The sequence below is a fragment of the Marinobacter psychrophilus genome (assembly GCF_001043175.1).
In the GTDB taxonomy this organism is placed as follows: Bacteria; Pseudomonadota; Gammaproteobacteria; order Pseudomonadales; family Oleiphilaceae; genus Marinobacter; species Marinobacter psychrophilus.
This window is the reverse complement of the sequence record NZ_CP011494.1, coordinates 237,631-263,226: the sequence shown is the minus strand read 5'-3', so window position 1 is coordinate 263,226 and position 25,596 is coordinate 237,631. Positions and strand designations below refer to the sequence as shown.

Annotated in this window: 15 protein-coding genes; 7 read left to right on the top strand and 8 right to left on the bottom strand. The window is 55.7% G+C overall.

Annotated elements, in window-relative coordinates:
• Positions 1-300 precede the first annotated feature (300 nt).
• The 4 genes from ABA45_RS01110 to ABA45_RS01095 all read left to right on the top strand — a co-directional run bounded on the left by ABA45_RS01110 (position 301) and on the right by ABA45_RS01095 (position 4,269).
• Positions 301-1,734, top strand: a complete 1,434-nt coding sequence (locus tag ABA45_RS01110; RefSeq protein ID WP_048383734.1) for a circularly permuted type 2 ATP-grasp protein — start codon at positions 301-303, stop codon at positions 1,732-1,734.
• Positions 1,728-2,666: an alpha-E domain-containing protein gene (locus ABA45_RS01105; protein WP_048383732.1), complete on the top strand. Its 939-nt coding sequence runs from the start codon at positions 1,728-1,730 to the stop codon at positions 2,664-2,666. Before ABA45_RS01110 ends, ABA45_RS01105 begins: the two co-directional genes overlap by 7 nt.
• Positions 2,663-3,448, top strand: a complete 786-nt coding sequence (locus tag ABA45_RS01100; RefSeq protein WP_048383730.1) for a transglutaminase family protein — start codon at positions 2,663-2,665, stop codon at positions 3,446-3,448. The genes ABA45_RS01105 and ABA45_RS01100 overlap by 4 nt, the downstream gene beginning before the upstream one ends.
• A gap of 95 nt (positions 3,449-3,543) precedes the next feature.
• A complete protein-coding gene (locus ABA45_RS01095) occupies positions 3,544-4,269 on the top strand; it encodes a proteasome-type protease (protein ID WP_048383729.1) in 726 nt (241 codons plus the stop codon).
• A gap of 15 nt (positions 4,270-4,284) precedes the next feature.
• On the opposite strand, the gene ABA45_RS01090 is transcribed toward ABA45_RS01095, so the two are convergent.
• The 8 genes from ABA45_RS01090 to ABA45_RS01050 all read right to left on the bottom strand — a co-directional run bounded on the left by ABA45_RS01090 (position 4,285) and on the right by ABA45_RS01050 (position 19,701).
• Positions 4,285-5,397: a lipocalin-like domain-containing protein gene (locus tag ABA45_RS01090; RefSeq protein WP_048383726.1), complete on the bottom strand. Its 1,113-nt coding sequence runs from the start codon at positions 5,395-5,397 to the stop codon at positions 4,285-4,287.
• On the bottom strand, positions 5,394-7,841 hold the full coding sequence (locus ABA45_RS01085) for an ABC transporter permease (protein ID WP_048383724.1): 2,448 nt from the start codon (positions 7,839-7,841) through the stop codon (positions 5,394-5,396). Before ABA45_RS01085 ends, ABA45_RS01090 begins: the two co-directional genes overlap by 4 nt.
• 5 nt (positions 7,842-7,846) lie before the next feature.
• Positions 7,847-8,524: an ABC transporter ATP-binding protein gene (locus ABA45_RS01080; RefSeq protein ID WP_048383722.1), complete on the bottom strand. Its 678-nt coding sequence runs from the start codon at positions 8,522-8,524 to the stop codon at positions 7,847-7,849.
• Positions 8,521-11,718, bottom strand: a complete 3,198-nt coding sequence (locus ABA45_RS01075) for an efflux RND transporter permease subunit (protein ID WP_048383720.1) — start codon at positions 11,716-11,718, stop codon at positions 8,521-8,523. Before ABA45_RS01075 ends, ABA45_RS01080 begins: the two co-directional genes overlap by 4 nt.
• On the bottom strand, positions 11,715-12,944 hold the full coding sequence (locus ABA45_RS01070; protein ID WP_048383718.1) for an efflux RND transporter periplasmic adaptor subunit: 1,230 nt from the start codon (positions 12,942-12,944) through the stop codon (positions 11,715-11,717). Before ABA45_RS01070 ends, ABA45_RS01075 begins: the two co-directional genes overlap by 4 nt.
• 17 nt (positions 12,945-12,961) lie before the next feature.
• Entirely contained in the window at positions 12,962-16,330 is a 3,369-nt protein-coding gene (locus ABA45_RS01065) for an efflux RND transporter permease subunit (protein WP_227506095.1), read from the bottom strand.
• A complete protein-coding gene (locus ABA45_RS01060) occupies positions 16,327-17,418 on the bottom strand; it encodes an efflux RND transporter periplasmic adaptor subunit (RefSeq protein WP_048383716.1) in 1,092 nt (363 codons plus the stop codon). Before ABA45_RS01060 ends, ABA45_RS01065 begins: the two co-directional genes overlap by 4 nt.
• 264 nt (positions 17,419-17,682) lie before the next feature.
• On the bottom strand, positions 17,683-19,701 hold the full coding sequence (locus ABA45_RS01050; protein ID WP_157035509.1) for a TonB-dependent receptor domain-containing protein: 2,019 nt from the start codon (positions 19,699-19,701) through the stop codon (positions 17,683-17,685).
• Between the two features lie 345 nt (positions 19,702-20,046).
• Between ABA45_RS01050 and ABA45_RS01040 the strand changes: the two genes are divergently transcribed.
• The 3 genes from ABA45_RS01040 to ABA45_RS01030 all read left to right on the top strand — a co-directional run bounded on the left by ABA45_RS01040 (position 20,047) and on the right by ABA45_RS01030 (position 25,578).
• The gene (locus tag ABA45_RS01040) at positions 20,047-21,348 is read left to right on the top strand and encodes a sensor histidine kinase (RefSeq protein WP_048383711.1); all 1,302 of its coding nucleotides are present in this window, start codon (positions 20,047-20,049) and stop codon (positions 21,346-21,348) included.
• Between the two features lie 22 nt (positions 21,349-21,370).
• Positions 21,371-21,904: a response regulator transcription factor gene (locus ABA45_RS01035; protein ID WP_048383709.1), complete on the top strand. Its 534-nt coding sequence runs from the start codon at positions 21,371-21,373 to the stop codon at positions 21,902-21,904.
• A gap of 359 nt (positions 21,905-22,263) precedes the next feature.
• On the top strand, positions 22,264-25,578 hold the full coding sequence (locus tag ABA45_RS01030) for an EAL domain-containing protein (RefSeq protein WP_048383707.1): 3,315 nt from the start codon (positions 22,264-22,266) through the stop codon (positions 25,576-25,578).
• Positions 25,579-25,596: the final 18 nt, after the last annotated feature.

Below are 25,596 nucleotides of genomic sequence, written 5' to 3'. Positions count from 1 at the left end.
GCGATTGAAGCCTCTGCTGGATCTGATCGAGAAATAAGCGTTCAGCGGCGCCGACGTCAGTGTCCACTGCACAGGCGTCACGCCCTCCGAATTGGACACTTCACTTGCTCGTACCTTTCAACTGGCGGTTCTATAGCCGCCTGTTGAATTTTGCCCGCTCTGAATCGACAGATTCCCAACCGTCGCCTTTATTAAGGGGCACAATATTTATCAACCTTCATCGACTGGCCCGTCTTTTGCTAATCAATACTAGTAGAGGTGCTAACTTCATCGGCACGGGCCAGAGAGACGAGCAGAACCATGCTAATTCAGACACCAGGCAAAGGCCTGTATGACGAATTATTCGATCAAAACAATCAAATACGGCCACATTGCAAGATACTCGAAGATTGGCTCGCAAACTCGGATGAAAGCCTGATCGCAGACAAGCGACGGGAAGCCGACGTGTTATTCCAGCGACTGGGCATCACTTTCAATGTCTATGGCGAAGATCAGGGCGCAGACCGACTCATTCCGTTTGACCTTATCCCACGCGTTATATCTTCCAGCGACTGGCAGAAGCTTCAGGCCGGACTGCGCCAGAGAGTGCAGGCACTCAATCGTTTCCTGTTCGATATCTACCACGGTTATGACATCGTTCGGGCCGGGGTTATCAGTGCGGAACAAGTCTTTTCAAACCCTCAGTACCAGCCCGGCATGCAGGATCTGAAACTGCCTCGCAACCTGTACGCCCATATTGCCGGTATTGACCTGATCCGCCACAACGACGGCGATTTCTATGTACTGGAGGACAACCTTCGCTGCCCCAGCGGCGTGTCCTACATGCTCGAGAACCGGAGAATGATGATGCGGCTTTTCCCGCATCTGTTTGCCCACTCACCGGTCGCTCCAATTGACCATTACCCTAACCTGCTGAGCGAAACCCTGCGGGCAGCGTCCCTCAAGCCGAACCCCACGGTAGTGGTGTTAACCCCCGGTCGTTTCAACAGTGCCTATTTCGAGCACGCTTTCCTGGCACGGCAAATGGGCGTGGAACTGGTGGAAGGTGCAGACCTGTTTGTTCACCAGAACAAGGTCTTTATGAAAACGACGATTGGTCCTCAGCAGGTAGACGTTATTTACCGCCGCATCGACGACGACTTCTTGGACCCTCTGGCAGGCAACCCAGATTCTATGATCGGAGTCCCCGGGCTTTACGCGGCCTATCGTACCGGCAATGTCGTGCTGACCAATGCCATGGGTACCGGGGTTGCAGACGACAAGTCTATCTATCCTTACGTACCCGACATGATTCGTTTCTACCTGGATGAAGAACCTATCCTGAAAAACGTCCCCACCTGGCAGTGTCGTAAGGAAAAAGATTTGCAATACGTTCTGGACCACCTGCCAGAATTGGTGGTGAAAGAGGCTCAGGGAGCCGGTGGCTTCGGCATGCTGATTGGCCCCATGGCCAGCAAAGAAGAGCTTTCCACCTTCCGCAGCCTACTCAAAGCCCGGCCGCAGGATTACATTGCCCAACCCACTCTGAGCCTGTCCACTTGCCCAACTTTTGTGAATGAGGGCGTTGCACCCCGACACCTGGACCTTCGCCCGTTTGTGCTTTCGGGCAAGAAAATACAGATGGTCCCTGGCGGCTTGACCCGCGTGGCCCTGAAAGAGGGTTCACTGGTGGTGAATTCGTCTCAGGGTGGCGGCACCAAAGACACCTGGGTAATGGAGGATGATTTATGCTGAGCCGCGCTGCCTCCAGTCTGTTCTGGATGGCCCGTTATCTCGAACGGGCAGAAAGCCAGGCAAGACTCCTTGATGTCAGTCTGACCATGGCCCTGATTGATGTACCAGAAGACCGGATTGAACAGCTATCGGTCCCATTATTGGTTTCCGGAACCCGGGAGGTCTTCTTTGAATACTATGATGACATCACACCCCAGAACCTGATTGACTTTCTGCTGCTGGATGATCGCCATCCGGCCAGCGTATTCAATATTATCCGAAGCGCACGTGATAATGCCCTGCACGTTCGGGGCAACCTGTCAGCTGACGTATGGGAAAGCATCAACCAGGCCTGGCTTGAGCTCAAAGAGCTGCAAAAGAAAGGCGTAACCGAATCCAATGCCAGCAGTGTTTTTGACTGGGTTCGGGAACGTTCTCACATGTTCAGAGGCGCGGCCTACGGCACTTTGCTGCGCAATGACGCTTTTCACTTTTTGCGCCTGGGCACTTTTATCGAACGGGCTGACACCACCGCCCGGGTGCTCGACATCCGTCATGTAATGGCGATGAAAGCCATGGAAGAACAAGCCACCCGAGCATTTTTCGAGTGGACTGCCGTTCTGCACTCACTGGCGGCCTTCGAGGCCTATCAGAATACCTACGGCCACAATCTGGAGCCGATGAATGTGGCAGAACTGCTCATTTTAAAGCCTGATGTGCCCCGCTCGCTGCACGGCTGCCTGAAAGAAATTTCCAGCCTGCTCGAACGGATTGAAAGCGGCAGCGCAAAGCGTTCCCGCCGCCTGGCTTCCAGCCTGTACGCCAATATTCACTTTGGCGACCGTGATTTTATAGAAGAGCGCGGGCTGAATGCGTATCTGGTGGACTTTTTAGATCGCATTCAGGGTATTGCCGGACAAATCCAGAAGGACTATATGGGGTGGCAGCAATGAGACTCAAAATTCATCATGAGACACGATACACCTACGAAACCCCGGTTCAGAACAGTACTCAATATATCCGTTTGACACCGAAGAACACACCCCAGCAACGGATTCATGACTGGAAGCTTCACACGCCGGGCGAAACCAGCCAGATGATGGACGGGTTCGGCAATCCGGTGACCGTGATGACCCTTGATGAGGCTGTCCCGGAGATTGTTTTGACGGCAGAAGGCGTAGTGGACCTGACCGGTAAACCACTGACCCGTGACGACTCACCCTTTCCGCCCCAGGTATTCCTGAGGCACACGGCCCTGACAGAGACAGACGAGGCCCTCAAAAAATTCGCCAGTCAATACTCATGCAACAAGCGCAGCCTGGTGCGTCTGATGACACACCTTCGTGAGCATATTGCGTTTATGCCCGGTGCGACTACGGTTACCCATACCGCCAGCGAAGCCTTCAAGCTGGGTGCCGGCGTGTGCCAGGATCACACCCATATTTTTATTGCCTGTTGCCGCCATATTGGCGTTCCTGCCCGCTACGTCAGCGGCTACATTCATTCCGCCAGCACTGATCATGTCGTCACTCATGCCTGGGCAGAAGCGTGGATCGGTAGCAACTGGCTGACCTTTGATGTGGTCAACACCCTGATTGTGGCTGAAAGCCACATAAAACTGGCGGTGGGGCTTGATTACCGGGATGCTGCGCCGGTCAGGGGCGTACGCAGCGGCGGCGGCATGGAGCTGATGGAAACCCGCGCATGGGTAACGGAAGCGACAGGCAGTCAGTAACAGAATTATAAAAATGCGAAAATAAATTACTCACACCTGGCCGAGAGTTGTGATTAGACTACGCGCGCTATACAAAGCCTTATCAGGAGGGCTACATGACCTATTGCGTAGCGATGCGACTTGCCGACGGTTTGTTGTTCGCATCCGACTCTCGGACCAACGCCGGTTTTGACCAGATTTCCACATTTCGAAAGATGCATATCTTTGAGCAGCCGGGGGAACGCGAACTGGTTCTGTTATCGGCCGGCAACCTGGCGACCAGCCAGAGTGTGATCAGCCTGCTTGAACGACGGGCAATTACAGACGTAACGAACGTACTCAACACCAAATGCATGTTTGAAACCGCCGAGATTGTCGGCCAGACCATGCGCGAAGTGATCCGCCGGGATAACCCCGATGGCAAACTGAGTCATGTGGATTTTAGCTGTTCCCTCATTCTTGGCGGCCAGATCCAGGGAGAAGAACCGCGCCTTTTTAATATCTACCCGGAAGGTAACTTCATTGAGGCGACGGAAGAAACCCCCTATTTCCAGATCGGCGAATCCAAGTACGGCAAGCCGATTCTCGATCGAGTGATGAATTATCACACCTCTCTGGACCGTGCCTACCAGTGTGCCCTGATTTCATTCGACTCCACCATGAAAAGCAATCTGTCCGTAGGGATGCCGTTAGACGTTGCGATCTATCGTAAGGACGGCTTGAAGCCCTGTTTTGTAGACCGTGTGGAAGAACAGTGCGAGTATTTCCTTACCCTCAGACAGCAATGGCACCGAGGCATCCAGGATTTAATGGTCGGTTTGGAGCCGCCACATCTGGACTAGCCGACTCACTGCGCCTTAATAACCGGTCAGTTCCATGTAACCCTCGCCAGAGTGACTGCCTGACACACTGACCGGACTTTCCCAATAGGGGAAAAGCCCCCGATTGAGATAATCACCGGACGGCGCGCTCAGTTCCAGGTCTACCTGATGAGCCGGAATACTCAGCCGCCAGCGCACCGGCACATTGTTGCGCCAATCAAGTTCCTGCAGGCTCAGCTCCTCAGGGCTCAGCGCCACAGGGTCACCGTTTTCAGGAATCCAGGTGCCAGACTGGAAGCTGCCGCTGCCATCCCGCAAACGGAATGCCATCAGCTTGTCTCCACTTTCCAGGTGAAGAGCAAACCAATCCCAGCCCTGCTGCCCGGTTTTCAAAAACTGGCTGCTCCACTCCCGATCAAACCATCCTCTGCCAGTCACCGTTTGGGTTTCGCCCTCAAGTGTCAGCTCACCGCTGATGGCAATGTCAACCAGGCTAAAATACATTGAGCCCTCGCCGCTTGCAGACTTCGCGCTGAAACCCTGGTCACCATGAGCCACTGGTTCGCCCTGAACTTGCAACAGCAGATCGTAACCCCACTCGGACGTGTTCACCTGCAGGCGTAAGGCGCCGTCAGGCTGCTCGGTCAGCCGCCAGTCATCAAGCCAGATATCCAATGGGCTGGCCACGGCCCCGGCCTGGCCAATGTCGCCGCGAGCGAATTTTTCGGCAAATCGATGTTCACCTTTAAGGCTGACCGCCGCATGAGCCATCCAGGCTGCCTGCAACGGCCACAGTTCTGCTGCCGGCGGCTGTTCTGATGCAGGGCGTGGTTCAATAGCCTGGCGAAACTGGGTCCACTGCACGCCTACCGGCTCGCCGTCTGCGGTTTTCAGATTGGCCGTTAAATACCACCATTCAATACGATGTTGCGGGTGCGGGCCCCAGTCATCGGGAAAACGCAGCCGATCCCCCGGCCCTGGCTGTAAGAAGGGCTCACTCTGACTGCTGTCGATGGCCTGAGCCAGGCCGGCAAAACCACCGGTGTCTTGCTCTTGCGAGCACCCTGCCAACAGCACAGAGGCGGATAGCAACACAAGAGTTGCGACTTTTTGAAAAAAACCTGTGGGCCATTTTTGTGTTTTTATCATCGTTCATCACCTCGCAGGCTGGCGGCGGAAACCGGTTTTGGGCCACTTCCGCCAAGCTGGCTGCGCATCAGCAGCGTAATGCTAAGCCCGATCAAGACACTCACAACCCCCAACTGAAGCCAGAATCCTGGGTAGATCGCCATCGGTAAAGACCAGCCAAAAGCCAATGGATTAATTCGATGCACCAGAACCCAGGTCAACCAGACGCCGAGCGGCAATGCCAACAGGGTAATCGACAGAGTCAGGGTAAGCGCCAGCTGGCCCAGCTGCGCCAGAACCTGGCGTTTGGTGAGTCCCCACACCTGAAGCAAGCGAAAATACCAGGCCCGGGTGCTGAAAAACACCCAGCCCATAATCAGTAAGGCAACCGCCGCCAGCACCAGAGTGACAAAGGTCATGGCGCGGGTCAGCAAAAACGTCTGGTCGAACACCGCATCGGCCAACTCGCGGATTCGCTTATTATCACGTACCCGCACGCTTTCTACCTGCCATAGCCGCTGAAGGCCATCGGTTATCGTCGTCATGTCGCTTGCGCCTGTGCTGATCGAAAAACTTTCAAACGCCGGCACAAACTCGTCCGGCAAGAGCTCAATATTGACCAACACTTCCCCGGCGGGGCGGCCGTAATCCGCATAAATCGCCAGCACCGGCAGTTCAAGCCGAGTGTTCGCCAATGTCAGCACCAAGGTATCCCCTACCGCCAACGGGTAACGACGCGCCAACTGCTCGTTCACCATAACGCCTTCACCCGCTGCAAAACCCTGCCAGGGCTGGTCATCCGCAGCCTGCAGGCTCCACATGGTCAGTAGCGGGCCAACAGGCCCCAACGCGAGCAAGTCAACCGACTGCGCTTTTCTGCCTATTTTTGAATCAGCCACTTTCGGGTCATTCATTTTTGGATCCGCCGCTGCCGGCAATTGCGCTACGCCGCTCACCACTTGATGCCAGTCGCCGCTTTGCGCCAGCTCTGGCTGCGCAGCCAGCCACTGCGCCGCCGCATCTGCGCTGGCACCGGCAGGCACTTCAATAAAATAATCGGCGGCTAAGCGCTGGCCCAGCCACTCATCAAAGGTGGCTTCAAACACAGTTACCAATGCCTGCACCGCCAACACCATCGCCAGCGCAAACTGCAACGCAACCAAAGGCAATGCCAGCCTGCGCGCCATAACCCCAAGCTCGGTGTGGCGCCAGCGCGCTAATGGCTCCTGCGTTTTCCGGGCAAGGGTTGCAGACAGCGCGGCAATGGTAAATGGCGCGGCAATACCGGTAGCGGCAAACACCAGCGCGACCGCAAAAAACACCAGCGGCAGTGACTGCGCCATCAGCGCCATCGCCAGGCCGGCCGCAGCCAAAGACATCGCCAACCAAGGCCACGGCCTCACTCCAAATCCAGTCAAAAACTTCGCCGGTAAAGCGAACGGCAACATGGCCGCCGAGCGCAACAGCAGCGCCCGCACATTCTGCGCCAGGCACACCAACAGCACGATGGCCATCATGGTCGCTATCGGCGTAAGCCAGTTTTCTGATTGGCTGGCGTACAGCGGAGTATCGAACAGGCTGTCCAAAGCTTGACCAAAACCACCGCTCACGGTACCCGCCAGCAGGCGCCCAAGCCACACACCCGGTACCACGCTCAGCAGCGCCAACAGCAGAATTTCGACCAGTAATACTTGGTTAATGGCTGACGGCATAACGCCAAACCGCTGCAGCAGGGCAAAGCTGTCACGGCGCTGGGCTATGCCCAATTGGTAAACGCTGCGCAGCAGCAAGGCCGTAATCAACAACACTAAAAATCCCAGAGCGTCTAGATTCAACAGAAAGCTGTCGCCCAACTCGCCGGTGTCAGGGCCCAATGAGAAACCCGTCATCCGATAATCTGCGGGCAAAGCAGATGCCGGCTCAGGCGGCACGATTAACAGGCTCAGGCTTACCTTGCCCGGGGCGACATTCTGCGCCAGCGCCACGGCTTCGCTGATGTCGATAAAAGGCTCCCCGTTTAACACTGGGACCCAGGCCGGCGCAGGTTCTTTTGACGACTCAGGACTGTCTATTGGTTCAGGGCTGTTGTTACTGCCAGCAGGGGCAGCTTGCGCAAAGCAACCAGCGGCCAGCGGGTCTACCCCCACCAACCGGCCGCCCTGCCCCGGGCGCTCCACTTCCAGCCAGGGCGTTACGCACAGGCCGGCACGGCGCAGGGTTACAAAATCAGCCACCGTCAGTGCCTGGCCATCAATGCGCTCTAACTGACTGCGTGCGGCCACGGCCTGCTCGCTCTGGCCCAGACTGGCTCGCGCCTGAGTCGTCAGGTGATTCACGCCGGTCCACAACATGGTGGCCAGCATAATCATCAGCGCCAGCGCCAGCAGTTGCAGGGGATGGCGGCGATAATGGCTGAACAGAGCGGAGAACAGAGTTGAAAACTGGGAGGCTGGAAACAGGAACATAAACGCTAAGCTCCCATTTGAGCGAGGTCCAAACGCTGGCCACAGCGGGCAGCCAATGTTGAATCGTGGGTGGCCAGTATCAACGCACAACCACTGGCAGCTTGCTGGTGAAACAGCTCATCGACCACCTCAAGTGCTGTGCGGGCGTCCAGGCTACCGGTAGGCTCGTCTGCCAGTATCAGTGACGGGCGCATGGCAAACACCATGGCCAAAGCCGCGCGCTGGCGCTGGCCACCGGAGACCTGATCCGGGTAGCGCTGCGCCAGCTCGCCAATCCCCAAGCGCTTTAGCCAGTCACCGCAATGCTGGTCGCTTTGCCCTGCAAGCCTGGCCCGCAGACGCACATTGTCCAGCAACGACAACGCCGGCATTAAGTTAGCTTCCTGAAACACCACGCCAATGCGCTGACGCCGCAGCATAGCCCAGCGTTGCTGGTTTGGCCCGCTTGCGCTCAAATCTGCCGCAAAGTGTTCACCCGCAATGCTCAAAAAGCCGGCGTCGGGCTGCTCCAAGCCGCACAGAATATTCAACAGGGTGCTTTTTCCAGAGCCGGAGCGGCCCATCAGCGCCAGGGATTCGCCCTGCGCCAGAGTTAGCTCAAGCCCAGATAGCACGTCTACAGTTTGCCCAGCGTTCACAAAGTGCTTACCCAGGCCGCGTACTTTCAGTAATGGTTCAGTCACGTGGGCTCCTTGGCCCACCAGGCCCTCAGTTGCTCAAGGTATGACAGCAACGCCGGAATCACCAGCAGCACCAACAAGGTCGACAGGCCCAAGCCAAAGGCAATGGAGGTGGCCATCGGAATCAGGAACTGGGCCTGCAAGGAGGTTTCAAACAGCAGTGGCAACAGCCCACCGATAGTGGTCAACGAGGTCAGCAATACCGCACGTACCCGCTGCACCACGGCTTCGTTCAGGGCTGCATCGACGCCCAGCCCCGCTTCCCGCTGCTGATTGTAAAACGACACCAGTATGATGGCGTTGTTCACCACAATGCCGGACAAACCAAATAGCCCAAACAGCGACAGCACCGTTAACTGCATTCCCATCAACCAGTGGCCCAGAATGGCGCCCACCAAAGCAAAAGGAATAATTGCCATCACGATCAACGGCAGGCTCCAGGACGCAAACACCCAGGCCAGCACCACATACATCAGCGCCAAACCAATGATCAGGCCGGTTTTCATATCGTCGATGGTTTCACGCTGGTCCGCGGAGCGGCCTTCGAAGCTGTAACGCACGTTATAGCGGCTGACGATGGCAGGCAGCGCTTTGGCTTCCAGGCTGGCAATAACGTCGCTGGTGGTGCTGACGTCTGTGTTCAGCGACGCTGACACTTCTATCGCCAGCAAACCATCGGCGTGGCGCAGGGCCTCAAAGCCCTGCCGGTGGTCAAGCATCACCACCTGAGTAAGCGGCACAAAACGACCATCAGGCACGCGGATGGTGATTTGCGACAGGGTGGCCAGGCGCTCGCGCTGATATCTCGGCAGCTGCACCCGCACCTCCATTTCATCGCGACCGTCCTGATAGATCTGTGCAACCCGACCATCAAAAGCAGCTCTCAGTTGGCGCCCAAGATCGGTGGTGGTGAGGCCCATTGCCTCACCCCAAGGGCTGACCTGATAGATCAACTGTTCGCGACCCCACGGCATATCGTCTTCTGCGTCCAGCACCCCCGGTAACACGGACAGTGCCTGCACCACTTCTTCAGCGGCGCGCTTCAGATTGGTCGCATCCGGGCCGGTCAGGCGCACGTTAATGTCGCTGCCAGGGGGGCCAGCTTCACGTTCAGTAATGCTTAGATTCTCCAGCCCCGCTGGCAATGGTAGGCGCGCGCGCAGTTCACTGATAAATTCAGCGTTGCGCACGCTGCGTTCGTCGGAGGGGACCATTTCGATCATCATCGAGCCCAACTCTTCGCCCTTGCGGGAACTACCACCGGCGCCCAAGGTACCGCCGCGCGTGGTAACCGCGTGTAACAGCAGATTGCCACCCAGGGCCTCCTCGTTAGCGTTCAAACTTTTCGCCATGGTGGCCATAAACTGGTCTACCCGGCGGCTATCCGTGCCGGCAACAAAGCTGGCGTTGGCATAAAGCACCGAAGGTTCGGGCGTGGGGAAAAAGTTGAAGCCAATACGGCCTCCGCTGAGCAACCCGACCGTCATAATGGCGAGGCCCAAGGCAACGGCAAGCGTAAACCCCCGATGGTGCAGGCTGTAGTGGGAGAAACGCCGAAAGCGGCCTTCGCGGAATCGATCGAAGCCCTGTTCAAAGCCAGACCGCAGGCGCCTGATCCCCTCCGCCGGCGCCCGCACCAGCCTAGCCCCGGCGCTATTGCTGAACGCTTTGGCTTTACGCGGCACAAAGGCGTGGCGCAAGTGCGCCGGCAACACCACAAAACATTCCAGCAACGACGCGATGAGCACACAAATCATCACCAGCGGAATATCGCCAAGAATATTACCGATCACCCCACCCACAATCAGCAGAGGTGTAAACGCCGCAACCGTGGTCAGTGACGACGCCAGAACCGGCCACACCATGCGCTTTGCCGCACCTTCAGCGGCAGCCATTGATGGCTGCCCCAGCCGGGCGTGGGCATCGGCATCTTCACCTACCACTATGGCGTCGTCCACAATCACACCCAGCGCCATAATCAGCGCAAATAGCGAGATCATGTTAATAGAGCCACCCACCAGCCACAAAATAGCCAAAGCCGCTAGAAAGGCTGTGGGAATGCCGACAGCTACCCACAAGGCAACACGCCCGGGCAGAAAAAGATACAACAACAGTACGACCAGCACTAAACCGCCCAGGCCATTGGTTGTCAGCAGCGAAATACGATCATCCAGCAGTTGCCAGGTTTCGTCGTACACTTCCAGTTGCAGATTCGGAGGCAAGGTAGCGCGGGTATCCGCCAGCCAGTCTTTCAGCACTTTAGCGGCTGCCAGGGAATCGCCGTCCTCGGCCCGCCGCAGCTGCAGCTCGACCGCAGGAAAATCATCGCGGGTTAGAGTGAGCGGGTTGTCGCGGGATTCCTGGCGGATACTGGCAATGTCCCCCAGGCGCAACTGGATGCGATCACCACTGAGCAACGGAATTTCGCCGAACTGCTGAGGACTACGGGCCTGCTCTACCGCGCGCAATTCCCGGGTGGCGTCTTGCTGGCCCAACAGACCGGCGGGCAAATCCCGCGATACGGCGGCCACACGCTCGGCAATCTGCTCCAGCGACAGACCCAGGGTTTCCAGTCGCTCCACCGGCACATCAATGCTGATCTGCTGTTCCGGCAGGCCGCGAATTGATACGTTATCGATGCCGCGTTGCAGCAATTCGTCTTCAAAACGGTAGGTCAGATAGCGCAGTTCATCCGCGTCCACATCGCCGTACAACAGCAGACGCGCCACCGGCTCATAGCGTTCAATTCGCGAGACTCGCGGTTCTTCGGCATCGGCCGGAAAATTATTGAATTCGTCCACCCGCTGGCGGGTGTCGTCGAGCGTCTGAATCGGGTCACTGCCCTCCTGAAACTCCAGTGTAATGGACGACACACCCTGAGCCGAAGTGGACGTCATCTTTTTCAGGCTCTGTACGCTGCGTAAGCGCTGCTCCAGAGGGTTGGTAATACCCTGCTCGATGTCTTCCGCGGAGGCACCGCTCCACACCACGCGCACGCTGACCACATCCAGAGCAAATGTGGGAAAGAACTGCACATTCATCCGAGTCAGTGCCAACACGCCGCCCAGCAGCATCACCAGCATCACCAGGTTGGCCGCCAGTTTGTGATGCACGAAAAACCCGATCACGCCGCGTCGCGGTGGTGGGGCTTCAGAGCCGTTAATTTCAGGCTTTTCAATAGCGGGCTGGTCGGTCACTCGCTCTGCACTCCGGCGATGTCCACTTTTAGCCCGCTCATGGCGTTAGGCAGGTGGGTGGTAATAATACGCAGACCAGGCTGCAACTTATCCGCGCGTACCAAAAGGTTACGATCGGCACCGGCACGGGCTTCACCTACCCGTTCTACCCGCAGCCGTTGCAGCCGGAAGTCTTCGCCCACAACGTACAGCGTGTCGGCGCCGTAAAGAGCGCTAAACGGCACACTAACGACCTGTTGCTGAGCCGGGCGCTGCAATGTCACTGGCAGCAAGCTGCCCGGACGCAAGCCATCCGCTGGCCCATCAGCGACCAGTATCGCTTCGGTGCCCGCGGCGCTGCCAGTGCCTGCAAAGCGTTGCAGAGTGAAGCGGTAGCGGCCGTCGCCAGTGATCGCCTGCAGCTTTTCACCGCGGTTTAACGCTTGTTGCAGCTCGGCCACAAAGACTTCTGGCACCCGCGCTCGCAACTCTAGTCCCAAACGCGGATACAGGCTCAATAACGCCTGATTTTTGCTCACCCGGTCACCCGCGGCCACTTGTACATCGGTAATCACGCCGTCAAACGGAGCAATAACCCGCGCCCTGCCGGCATCACGTTCAATCCCTTGCAGGTTCGCCTTGGCATTGGCCAGCCGTGCCTGCAAGCTGGCCAGGCGCGCTGGATGCTCGCCTAGCGCGCGCTGGCGCGTGCTGACAGTCAGTTCAGCGCGGGCATAAGCGTCGGTAACGGCGTCCAGGGCTTCGCGGGAGGTGAGGTTGCGCTTGAGCAACGACTGGTTGCGTTCAAGTTGACGTTGAGCGCTGGCCAGAATGGACTCTTCGCTTTTCAGTGCACGCTGATCGTTACCGTGGCGCAGCTGTTCGGCCTCAATCTGCGCTTGCAAGTCCGCCACTTCGGCTTGCGCCTGGGCAAGAATCGGCGCCACATCGGCATCATCCAAGGCCACCAACAGAGTGCCTGCGGCAACTGCCTGGCCTTCAGACACAGGGCGTTGGACGATCTGCCCGGGCAAAGCCGCTGTTACGGTCAACTGGTGCGGGGCAACGACCTGGCCGTACAAAGGCAGCAACGGCGTGGCGTTAATTAATTCAGCACGTTGCACTGCCACCAACCATGCGCGTTCCTGGGCTTCGGCCTGAGCCAGCTCCGGGCGGGTCATTCGGAGCACCATAAACACAATAATGGCCAGCAACAAAACCAGCCAGGGCAAAAGTCGTTTTATCATCGGGTAAAATTTCCTGTTCAAATCCACCGCCGCCGCGCCATCGCATAATACGACAAGGGCACCACAATCACGGTCAGAAGAGTAGACACGGCAAGGCCAAATACCAGTGATATAGCCAAGCCATTAAAGATCGGATCATTCAGTATAAAGTAGGCGCCGATCATCGCCGACACTGCGGTCAACGCAATCGGCTTGATCCGCACCGCACCGGCTTGGACTACAGCGTCTTCCAAACTCATGCCTTCGTCCAGCAGCTGGCGAATAAACACCACCAGCAATATGGAGTTACGTACGATAATGCCGGCCAGCGCGATCATGCCAATCATGCTGGTGGCGGTGAATTCACGCCCCAAAAGCGCGTGGCCCGGCATAATGCCCATCAGCGTCAGAGGTATGGGCGCCATGATCACCAGCGGCAGCAGATAGGAACGAAACTGCGCCACCAGCAGCACAAAAATCATAAAAAGACCCACGCTGTAGGCCATGCCCATATCGCGGAAAGTCTCGTAGGTAATCTGCCACTCGCCGTCCCATTTCAGGGCGCCAGCTTCGGGTAAGTCCGGCTGGCGAATGAAAAACTGCTCGGGCGCGCCTGCTCGTTGCTGCAGCTGGTCGACCATGGCAAACATACCGTAGAGCGGTGAATCAATAGCACCTGCCATGTCCGCGGTCACGTAGGTAACCGGCAACAAGTCTTTGTGATAAATCGCACCCTGCCAGTCTGCCTCACGTATGTCCACAATGCTGGCAAGCGGCACCAGCCCGCCGTCGCGGCTGCGCAGATTCAGCGACAGCAAAGCCGCGGGGCGGGCTTTATTGGCGTCCGACAGAATCACCCGGATGGGCACCGGATATTTGGCGTGATCGTCGTGCAGATAACTCACACCACTGCCACCCAGAGCCGTTTGCAAGGCCGTTACCACCTGCTGCTGCGACACACCCAAGCGAGCAGCTCGGTCTCGATCAACCACCACTTCCCACTGGCGAAGAGGCGTTTCAAGCGTGGTGTCGATGTCTACCAGGCCGTTCACTTCTTGCATACCGGCGGCCACAGAGCGCGCCAGTGTTGACCGCTGCCGAGGATCTACCGCGTAAATCTCTGCCACCAGCGGCGACAGTACCGGAGGACCCGGCGGCACTTCCACAATTTTCACACTGGCACCATAACGCTCGCCAATGGCAGTCAGCGGCTGGCGCAGCGACTGGGCGATATTATGAGATTGCTGATCACGCCGGTCACCGCTACTGAAATTGACCTGAATATCGCCCTGGTATGGGTCAGAGCGCAGATAGTATTGACGAATCAGACCGTTGAAGTTGATCGGTGCCGCTGTGCCGGCGTAGGTCTGCCAGTTGTCGACGTCTTCTACCGTTTCCAGATAGTGACCCATTTCCATCAACACTCGCGCAGTCACTTCAACAGGCGTGTCTTCGGGCATATCCACCACCACCTGCAGTTCAGATTTGTCGTCAAACGGCAGCATTTTCAGAATCACTGCCTGAAAAACTGGCAGAGCAGTCGCACCCAGGGTCAGCAGAATAACACCCGATGCCAGCAGGCCACGGCGCAAGCGATGGCCCCCTAAAAACGGCACCAGTACGCGGCTGAACAGGCCCAGTATGCGGGGATTCACGCCTTCGGCCGAAGTTTCAAAAGAGCTGTCAGAAGAACTGTTAGCGGAGACTTTAGATTCGTTTTCCGGCTGCGCCAGCTCGCCTTTTTTGTGGCGCAGCAGCCGCAGGGCCAGCCAGGGCACCACTATGAAGGCCACAATCTGCGACAGCGCCATACCGGCCGAGGCGTTAATGGGAATCGGGCTCATGTAGGGTCCCATCAGGCCGCTGACAAACGCCATAGGCAGCAAGGCCGCCATAATCGTCAGGCTGGCCATAATGGTGGGCGTACCCACTTCGTCCACCGCCAGCGGGATTATCTCTTTGATCGGGCGGCGCGAGTTCTGAATACGGCGGTTGATGTTTTCGGTAATCACGATGCCGTCGTCCACCAGAATCCCGATGGAGAAAATCAGCGCAAACAGCGACACCCGGTTCAGGGTAAAACCCCAGGCCCAGGAAAACACCAGGGTTAGCAGCAAGGTAATCAATACCGCGACACCCACAATCAGCGCCTGGCGCCAGCCCATGGCGACCAATACCAGCAGCACCACGCACAGAGTGGCCGATATCAGATCGGAAATCAGTTTGAGGGCTTTTTGCGAGGCGGTTTCGCCGTAATCACGGGTTACCAGTACCTCCACATCGACCGGCAGAGCGCGATTGCGTAATTGCTCTACTCGCCGCTCAATAGCGCGAGTAATGTCCACCGCATTTTCGCCCGGCTTTTTAGCGATGGCCAGGGTGACCGCCGGAAAGACTTGCCCGGGCTGGCCTATGAACGCCGAGTTGTTATCATTCTGACGAGTACTCTTTAGATAGGAACCCTGATGGGCCGGCCCAAAACCGGTCATCACGCTTTGGTCAGCAACCGTATTACCGCGGCTGATGCTAGCGACATCTTCCAGATAAACCGCCGCGCCCTGATCCATACCCACAACCAGGCGGCGCACTTCATCTACATGGGTAAGCAGCGCACCGACCTGAATAGGGATCGATAAATTGTTACGGGTAATTCGGACTTCCTGTGAACTGCTGTTCGCCGCCAGCAGGGCCTGTTGCAGATCGTCAACGGTCAGGCCAAAACCGGCCAGCAGGGCCGGATCAAAACGAATATCCACCCGGTCGGGTATGCCGCCCACGGTGTATACATTCCGGGTACCCGGCAACCGCTTCAAAGCCACTTCCAACATGTGTGCAAGGCGGGTGAGTTCCTCGCCACTGTGGCCCTGCTGTGGGTCATACAGGGTGAGTGTCATCACTGGCACATCATCTATGCCTTTAGGTTTGACCAACGGTTGACTGGCACCCAGATTTGCGGGCAGCCAGTCCTGATTGAAATACACCTGGTTGTAGAGCCGCACCAGCGCCTCCCGGCGCGGTATGCCCACTTCAAATTGCACGGTAATCACAGCCTGACCCTGGCGCGATACCGAATACACATGCTTTACACCGGCAATTTCACTCATTACCTGTTCGGCAGGCGTGGCAATCGCGCTTTCCACTTCGCGGGCGCTGGCACCGGGAAACGCCACCATGATATCGGCCATGGTGACATCAATCTGCGGCTCTTCTTCTTTGGGTGTAGCCACCACTGCCAGAACACCCAGGATGATGGACAACAGCATAATCAGCGGGGTCAGGTGATTGTCCTGAAACAACCTGGCTATTGCACCCGATAGGCCAACCCCCACCGAAGGTGCAGGTAGCCCAGCGGGAGCAGGCTGCGAGGAAAAGCCCGAAGGTGACTTCGGCGGCAGCGACTGGCTCACAGCGCTCGCTGCTGCGCTGGCGGGATCGAAAGGAGTGCGCTACCCAGTAATTCGATGGCATTGAGCACGACTTGCTCGCCAGCGCTGACGCCCGCTAGAATTTCGATCTGGTTATCGACTATTTTACCCGTGCGAACCTGACGCAGGCGCGGCTTGCCGTTACTGTCCATCACATACACAGCGCGCAGCTCACTGTGCTGCACCAGACTGCTGGCCGGCACCAAAAGTGTTTCCGAACGGCTTACCGGCACCTCCACTTTTACCAGCATCCCCGGAAACAGTGAACCATTGGGCTCGTTGAGTGCCATACGTAAGCGAAAGGTATGGGTTTTTGCATTGGCGTAGGGGTAGAAAGTCATTTCGCCGGTTTTCAGCACCCGGCCATCAGCCAGAGTAACGGTGGCCTGGCGCTCGGCGCGGGCGCTGGCGGCGTAGCGTTGAGGCAAATCCACCACCACCCGCAACTGCTCCAGTGACAGACCGCTGAGCAGAGCCTGACCGGGGCTAACCGACTCACCAACTTCTACATGGCGTTCGGTCAAAATACCGCCGTAAGGCGCTTCAATACGGGTGTAACTGAGCTGTTCGCGGGCCTCAACCAGGCCCGCTTCGGCACGCTCGACGCGGGCCTGGGCGCCAGCCAGATTATTGCGGGCCTGATCAAACTCCTGGACCGATACCAAACCTCGTTTATGCACGCTTTCGATACGGGCAAACCGCTGGTTCGCATCCAACAATACGGCCCCGGCTTCGTTAACGGCAGCTTGCGCCTGGCTAACCCGAGCCCGCTGTTCGCTGTCTTCCAACTGCACAATCAGATCACCAGGGCGAACAGAATCGTCCACATCGAACGGCATTTGCAGCACCTTGCCGCTGGTCTGGGCCGATACCGTGCTTTGCTGCACGGCTTCAATGACGCCGTCTAGCAATACGTTTTCGGCCAAAGAGCGGCTTTCTACCGCTGCCATGGCCAGCTCGCCAGGCACTGGCTGCGCTTGCGCGCTGCACGTAAAACCCCACAACAGCACGCCGACAACAACGCCCACATAAGCCCGCAACGGGCGGCTGATCAGCTGATTGTTCACCACCGGATACTCCTTGTTTCACAGCTTGTTCAGCAGCGAATAAAAAATTACAAAAGTTATTAGCTAATAACATTAGGTTATCAGAAAACGATCCTCAGGAACACTGCAACCCGGCAAGGTTGGCTGGTAAAAAGCATAGCCCATGACGCCAACAACAAAGGCACACGGCCCGCCATAAAAAAACCCCGTGCGCAGCGTTTCGCACCGGCACGGGGTAAAAATGGTCATCCACTGGCTATGAAAGCGGACAACCCCTAATTTCATCCACTACCAGCGTGCCGTTAACGCGGCCCGAACCGTGCGGCCTGGCTCATTTACACGAACCGCCTCGGTATTGAAAGGATCACTGTTACGGCGACTGACGTGGGGCGCCCAGGTGTTGTCAAACAGGTTGTCCAACGCCCAGTTAAAGGTGAGGTATCTGGTTAATGGGTGGCTACCAAACAGGTTAAATACGCCGTAACCGGCTGATGTTCCTGCGTCCAGGCCAGAAGCCAGATCAATGCGATCCTGGGAACGTGCTAGCTGCCATTGAGCTTCGATGCTGTGGCCTTGCTGCTGCCAGGCCAGAGTCTGGACAAACTGTAGCGGCGGAATCTGCGCCAGAGCTTTATTATCGTCGCGATTTTCGCCACGAACAGCGGCCAGGGCGCTGTTGCTGCTCCAAGTGCCGTCGCTCCAGCCCAGGCTGGCTTCTACTCCAAGCAGCCGAGCGTCAATATTTTCATAACGAGTGCAGCCATTGGATTTACTGCAGCCTGACGTGTTGGTTTTGTAGCGCCGCACAAAGTCGGCAACCTGATCCATCCAAATCACCGGTTTCCAATGCCACTGACTGCTTTGGCCCTTCAAAGCCAGCTCCAACTTGTAGTGCTTCTCAGTATCCAGCTGCGGATTGCCTATCCAACTGTCAGCCATTGTACTGCGAGCAATATAACGCTCGGTCACACCGGGGCTGCGCACGCTACGGCTGGCGGTTAATGTAAGCGCTTGCTGATGAGGCAGGCGCCATTCGGCACTGGCAAAGCCGCTGACGTTGTCGTCATTCACTGGCACCGCATCTACATTGTATTCTTTGCTATACAGAGCTGCTGGGGAGCTCATACCAACAGATTGATTTGCCTTGGTCGCATCCATCTCCACCCGGTCGTAACGCAACCCGGCACCTACTTTGGCTGCGGAGCCAAAGCGCATGAAGGCTTCTGCAAACACACCAGCTCGCTCCCGCTCCACACCTGGCCACATCAAAGAAGCCGTCATCGGCATAGCACCGTTCACATTCAGCAGCGTGGCATCCCAATCGTTCGTTTCCACGTCCACGCCGGCAGCCCAATCAATGCGGCTAGTAGGACTTTGGTCCAGAATAAATCGCAAGCCACGGGTTTCGGTGGTGGAGTTGGTTTGCATTTTCATCATACCCGCCGATCGTAGGCTGAAGTTGTCCATAATGTGGTCAACATCTGCCTGCCAGGCCAGCAGTGACCATTCACCCTTAGCCACTGGCGCACCCAATTCAAGGCGGTAAAAATCGGTATCGGTTTTCGGTGCATCCATGCCGGAGCCGGCGTATTTCACATCACGCTCCTCCTGGCGACTGGCCATGGTTTTCACATAAACATCGCTTGCACTGCGCCACCCTCCCTCTACCCTGCCTTCGGCGTTTTTATAGGCACTGCGCACCTCATTACCACTGCCGTCTTCGTAATCGTTGGCCTCGTCGTAACCGCCAGACAGCCTTAGCCAGGCATCGTCGCTGCCCACTGCAGCCGCCGCATTGGCTAATTTGCCGTTACCATTATCGGTCCCACCCACGGTGATCTGGCCAGTAGTTGTCCGGCCGTTGAACGCAGGATCGGCTGTGGTAGCGACGATCTGGCCTCCGGCTACCGGCCCCCAGCGCAGCGTCCGATTATTCGTAAGAACCTGTAACGTGGGCGCCAGTGCCGAACTCAGACGGCTGGTGGGCGGGTCCATGCGGTTAGGACACGCACCTTCCACCCGAATGCCATCCAGCAGCACACCGACCCGTTCCTGGCTTTGGCCCCGTATAACCGGCTCTAGCCCGCGGCCACCCATGCGTGAAAGAGAAACCGCCGGATCACTGGCCAAACGCCGTACAGGTTCACTCACTATATGGGTGATGCCAACCTCGGTCCGCTGACCCTCGGTAACCTGAATCAGCAACTGGTCAACCGGGTCCGTCTGCTGGCCATGTGCATACAGTGGTAACAGGGTCAGACCCCCCAGTGAGCATACAATTAGACGTGGCAGTGGTTTTTTTCTCATTTTTCGTCCTTCACATCAGCACGCGTTGAAAATTGACGGCCAATGGTAACCATCTGCGCGCCAGCCCGCCTGTGGCACGTTGCCGCAGCTCGAAAGAGGTAACTCTTTTGGGTGAAGCGGCTAACGTCGGCGGGGTTGCCACCTTCGGGCTGAAGATGCAGCAGAGGGCCAGGCACTATTCCTGAGCCTTCGACTACATCTTAGAACCACCTAGAAGAAATCAGATCGAAATCCACAAGAGCTGCGATGACACCGCGGCGAAAACTGGCAGGCGATCTGCTCACCCAGGCTCTGGTATGCTACCGCCAAGACTGACTTCACGCGCTAACTGGTAACCAACGCCCTATGGAATGGCTGACACTCTCCCAAACTGGATTTCAAGGTGCCGCCCGCTATTTGCTGGGTATGCGCCTGGCTATAGTGACCATCATGTTACTGGCCATTGCGGTCACCGAAACTTTTATAACCTTGAGCCACCGAGCCGAGGCCCTGCTGCTATGTCTGGCCTATGGCGTGCTGGCGACTCTGGCCTGGCTTTGGTTCACCCGGCGCCCGCCTCAATCCATACTGCCGGCCACCATGACACTTGGGCTCGATCTGTTGTTGATAGGCTGCTGGCTTTATAACACCGGGGGCTACACCAACCCATTGGTATCATTACTCTTGTTGCCACTGGCTATCGCCCTGGTATTGGTGCCCCTGAATCACGCCATTGGCCTGACGATAGGCAGTGTGTTGATATACACCCTGCTAATGCTGTGGCACCAGCCCATCAGTTCAGACACTATCTTTGCCACTCGCTCCGGCGCCATCTCTGCCATGGCCCACAATCACGGTGCAAACCTGGCCCAGCTGCACCTAATAGGCATGTGGGTCACGTTCGTGCTGACCGCGGTTATTCTGGTGCTGGCAGTCGGCACCTTGGCGCACCAGTTACGAGGCCAACAACTGCGGTTATCCCAAAGCCGAGAAACGCGCCTGCGGGATGAACAGATTATTTCACTGGGGCTGTCATCCGCCGCTATTGCCCACCGCTTGGGTACTCCAATGAACACGCTATCACTGCTAGTAGAAGAGCTTAAGACCCTGCCACCCGACGCTGATATCAATGCCGACCTGGAACTGATGTCATCACAGCTGGCGCTGTGCAGCCAACATTTGCGACAGCTATCTGCCTCCGCCATGCAGGCCAAACTGTCGCAGCTGGAAACTCTGAGCCTGGAGCTGTGGCTGCAACGCCTGCAGGAATCCACAACCTTGCTCTGGCCAGAAGCAAACATACACTGGCAACGACCGTTTCCGCCATTTAACGTGCAGGTAGATGCCACTCTGGACCAGGCCGTGCTAAACCTGCTGGCCAATGCCATTACTGCCAGCCCGCAGTGGGTTGCCGTCAGCGCAAAAGCCCCCGGCGTAGACTGCGTAGAAATCATTGTGGAAGATCAGGGTGCCGGCTTGGCATCGGCGCTGCTGGACTCACCCGGCGCCAATATCGTAAATTCAGAAACCGGCATGGGCGTTGGGTTATTTTTGTCAAACGCCACTATCGGCCGCCTTGGTGGCAAGCTGAAGGCGCGCCCAAACGACGCCAACGGACGCGGCACCACCATGATCATTGAGTTGCCGGCCGCGGAGTATTCTTTATGAACAACCGGATGGGTCAGCCGTCATGAGCAACCAGCCACTGTGGTTATTAATTGACGACGACGAAGCGTTTTTACAGGTTCTGCAACGCTCACTGTCGCGCCAGAATATCGAAGCCACAACCGCACAAACGGCCCAACAAGCAATCGCAGCGCTTGCCGACCACCATTTCAGTCACTGCGTTCTAGACCTTAACCTAGCTGGCGAAAGTGGGTTGCAGTTGCTGCCTGAGTTGCTGAGTTGCAAGCCGGACCTGGCTGTTCTTGTGTTAACCGGTTACGGCAGTATTGCAACCTCGGTTGAGGCAATGCGCCGCGGCGCCGTGAATTGTTTGTGCAAACCGGTAACGGTGAACCAGCTGATCGCCGGTTTTGGGTTCTTGAGCAAAGCACCTGAGGTGCGCTCGGAACCGCCTTCAGTGGAGGAAATGGAGCGCGAACACATACAGCGCGTTCTCAACGAGCACGACGGCAACATATCCGCCACGGCAAGAGCGTTGCACATGCATCGCCGGACACTTCAACGCAAGTTGCAGAAGCACTCCCACTGGCGCAACTGAGCACGGGCTTTCTCTCTACACTCCTTACCGCGACGACGGTTCAACATCCATTAGTCGCATTCCAGGTAAACCGCTTGTGCTAGCCCTTATACAATGTTGTCAAGAAATTGGTCGATGATTTATGGAGCACGCATCAGGATTGTCGTTGTGGCAACCGCCCTCATCACGTTCTTGACGATGCATCGCCATGCTCCAGGCTCTGAACAGGCCGTCGTTTCCGATCCAGAACCATCATGCGTGTAAGTACGTATACGTTTTATGCCAATAAGATTTAAAGGTAAATAGCGCGATCTCAGTCTCACTTTTTTGGTGAGCCTCGTGATTCTTTCTCAAGAACCAGAATAACCTTTGGAGGCCTTGTGAGCGCACCTGCCTTTCCTGTTAATGAGTCTGAGCGCTTGCGCGCACTGCAGAGTACAGGACTTCTTGATACGCCACCGGAGGAACGTTTTGATCGCATCACTCGCCTAGCCGCGCGCTATTTCGATGTTGAGACTTGCTTGCTGTCTTTGGTGGACAAAGACAGGCAATGGTTTAAGTCCAGAGTAGGTCTGAAGGAAAACCAGCTGGGTCGCGATATTTCTTTTTGCGGCCACGCAATATTGGGTCGTGGGATCCTTACCGTTACAGATGCGCTTCAGGATGCACGTTTTTCTACGAATCCATTAGTAACAAGTGCTCCACACATACGTTTCTACGCCGGTGCGCCGGTGCGGGATTCAGGTGGTCTACCGATCGGAACCTTGTGTATCTTTGATCCCTCACCTCGCTATTTTTCTGACGATCAAGAGCAAGCGCTGCGTGACTTTGCGGATATGGTTGAGCACGAAATTGCTCGCATCGGTCAAGCTGATGAATCTCAGCAAAGGTTGGCCGCCAGCACGATCAGAGCGTCATCTATACTCGCGGCTATGCCTGATATGGTGTTTGTGATCGATCGCCACTTTCGTTTTCTGGCGTGCAACGAACATCCAGACCTGCTACAACCGAGGCACAAGGTATTGGGGCAAACCATTGAAGAAGTGCTACCTGGTGAACTAGGTGTGCAGCTTACAATGAATGTGCAAAAGGCGTTCAGCTCTAAAGAAGTGATTCAGCACAATTATACCCTCGCGAAGAGTGCGTCATTTGAAGCGCGCTATGTAAAGATTGATCAGAATGAAGTGCTGGTTGTTATCCGCAATACGACGGAGCAAACCTTGAATAGTGCCGAGCTTAGCCGCCTTTCAGATGTGGTCAAAAAAACCACAAACGGTGTCGTTATAACGGATCAAAGCGGCTTTATTTTATGGATTAACGAATCTTATAGTGAAATTACGGGTCACAGTTCGGATGAAATGATCGGGATCCAGCCTGGCGCCCTACTTCATGGAAAAGACACTGATCCAGCCACTGTAGAAGCAATGCGTAAAGCCGCAGCCAGCCGTGAAAATTACAATGTTGATGTGCTTAACTATACAAAATCTGGTACACCTTACTGGGTCAGAATTGCTTGTGATCCTCTCTGGGATGATGACGGAAAATTTAAAGGCTACATTGCTATCGAGACTGACATTACAAAAGAAAAACGTGATGCAGATTTGATCAGCTATAATGAATACTTGCTCAAGTCGGTGATTGACGCTAACAACATTGGCACATGGCGGCTTAACCTGCAGAGTGGCGAACTTACAATCAACGAGAAATGGGCACATTTACTGGGTTACGAACTCTATGAGTTAATGCCGACGGACCGTAGAACCTGGGAAAACCTAACTCACCCAGAAGATCTCGCCTACTGCACTTCAGCTTTGGACAAGTACGCCACGGGGCAAATACCCGCATACGAAGCGGATATTCGAATGAAACATAAGAATGGCGAGTGGGTTTGGATAAATACTCGTGGTCGAATATTATCCAGCACTGAAGATAGCAAAGCAGAATGGTTACTAGGCACACATTTTGACATTAATGATCGAGTAACGGCGCGACAAAAACTTGATGAACAATCAAAACAGATGCACGCGATTGTTGAGAACATGAAAGACGGCGTCGTCACTATTAGCAACGAAAGAATAATTCGCACGTTCAACCATGGTGCCGAATGCATTTTTGGATACGGGCGCGACGAGGTGATAGGTCTAGACGCAAATGTGTTAATACATACACCGTACCGAGAGGCACTCAATAACTATATATCAAACTATACGCTTGGTAGCACAGAAAACGATATCCCCCGCTATCAAGAGTTCAAAGCGCTGAATAAAGATGGCACTGTTTTTCCCATCGAAGTCGGAACGACCGAAGTACAGCAATTGGGCGATATTAACTTTATTGGTATTGTAAGGGATGTCACCCAACGCAAGAAGCGTGAAGACGAGATACGTCAGTTGGCGTTTTATGATCCGTTGACGCTACTGCCTAACCGCCGCTTGCTTATAGACCGGCTGCAGCAGGTTATTGCGAATTGTACTCGGCAAAATCACCACGCTGCTCTGTTATTTCTGGACCTGGATAATTTTAAGAGCCTTAACGATAGCTTAGGTCACACCAAAGGCGACCTGTTGCTATGCCAGGTCGCAGCACGTCTTATTAAGTCAGTTGGGCACGGGGATACGGTTTCGCGTTTAAGCGGTGATGAGTTTGTGGTGCTTATCGAAGGACTCAGTTCCGATCGGAATGAAGCGGCCGTTGAGGTTGAAGCCACAGCTGGAAAAATCAATGCTCAGTTGACGCAGGAATTTGATTTAGACGGCTCTCCTTACAACGGATCGGCAAGTATTGGCGTAACCACGTTCAATAGTAACCTTTCACCGCTTGAGGACTTGTTCAAACAAGCGGATATGGCTTTGTACAAAGCCAAAGCAGCCGACCGTAGTAGCGTGCATTTTTTTGATCCACAAATGCAAGTTGTAGCTAGTTTACGTGCAGCGATGCGGCAAGACCTGTATGAAGCTCTTCGGAATAATCAGTTTCAGCTTTACTACCAAAAACAGGTTGACCAGCACGAGCAACTGATCGGAGTTGAAGCACTTCTGCGTTGGGCTCATCCTACAAAGGGCTTCATTTCTCCTGCACAGTTCATACCATTAGCGGAAGAAACCGGCCTTATTGTGCCTATTGGTGAATGGGTTTTACGCGAGGCATGCGAAACTCTGGCCCAATGGGCCTCCGATCCAGCAAAAGCTAATTTGACGATGGCTGTCAACATCAGTGTTGTGCAGTTTAATAAAAAGGATATTGTTCATACGGTGCTCAAAGCGCTAAACGCGTCGGGCGCCAAACCGCATAATCTCAAGCTGGAAATTACCGAAAGTCTTCTGGCGAGCGACGTCGAGAACGTTAAAGCCAAGATGTTGGAGTTGCAGCGCCACGGAGTTACCTTTTCCATTGATGATTTCGGTACCGGTTACTCCTCCTTGCTTTATCTTAAGCAGCTACCAATACACCAGCTAAAAATCGACCAAAGCTTTGTCAGTGATATTATTGATAGCCCCAACGATCAAGCGATTGCACAGGCGGTAATCACCCTTGCCACCGCGATGCACCTAAGTGTGATCGCCGAAGGTGTTGAAACAGAAGCACAGCGCGCAATGCTTCAAGGTTTGGGCTGCGATGCGTATCAAGGTTACCTCTTCGGAAAGCCCTGCGCACTTCAAGACCTGTTCATGGGAACGCAAGAAAGGCGCAGTTGAGCACAGGTTTTCTTTGTG

What these genes read in the sequence shown, in the direction of transcription:
- ABA45_RS01110 (WP_048383734.1), top strand. Translation starts at nt 301, where the DNA reads ATGCTAATTCAGACACCAGGCAAAGGCCTGTATGACGAATTATTCGAT.
- ABA45_RS01100 (WP_048383730.1), top strand. Translation starts at nt 2,663, where the DNA reads ATGAGACTCAAAATTCATCATGAGACACGATACACCTACGAAACCCCG.
- ABA45_RS01050 (WP_157035509.1), bottom strand. Translation starts at nt 19,701, where the DNA reads ATGAGAAAAAAACCACTGCCACGTCTAATTGTATGCTCACTGGGGGGT.
- ABA45_RS01085 (WP_048383724.1), bottom strand. Translation starts at nt 7,841, where the DNA reads ATGTTCCTGTTTCCAGCCTCCCAGTTTTCAACTCTGTTCTCCGCTCTG.
- ABA45_RS01095 (WP_048383729.1), top strand. Translation starts at nt 3,544, where the DNA reads ATGACCTATTGCGTAGCGATGCGACTTGCCGACGGTTTGTTGTTCGCA.
- ABA45_RS01035 (WP_048383709.1), top strand. Translation starts at nt 21,371, where the DNA reads ATGAGCAACCAGCCACTGTGGTTATTAATTGACGACGACGAAGCGTTT.
- ABA45_RS01070 (WP_048383718.1), bottom strand. Translation starts at nt 12,944, where the DNA reads ATGATAAAACGACTTTTGCCCTGGCTGGTTTTGTTGCTGGCCATTATT.
- ABA45_RS01040 (WP_048383711.1), top strand. Translation starts at nt 20,047, where the DNA reads ATGGAATGGCTGACACTCTCCCAAACTGGATTTCAAGGTGCCGCCCGC.
- ABA45_RS01105 (WP_048383732.1), top strand. Translation starts at nt 1,728, where the DNA reads ATGCTGAGCCGCGCTGCCTCCAGTCTGTTCTGGATGGCCCGTTATCTC.
- ABA45_RS01090 (WP_048383726.1), bottom strand. Translation starts at nt 5,397, where the DNA reads ATGATAAAAACACAAAAATGGCCCACAGGTTTTTTTCAAAAAGTCGCA.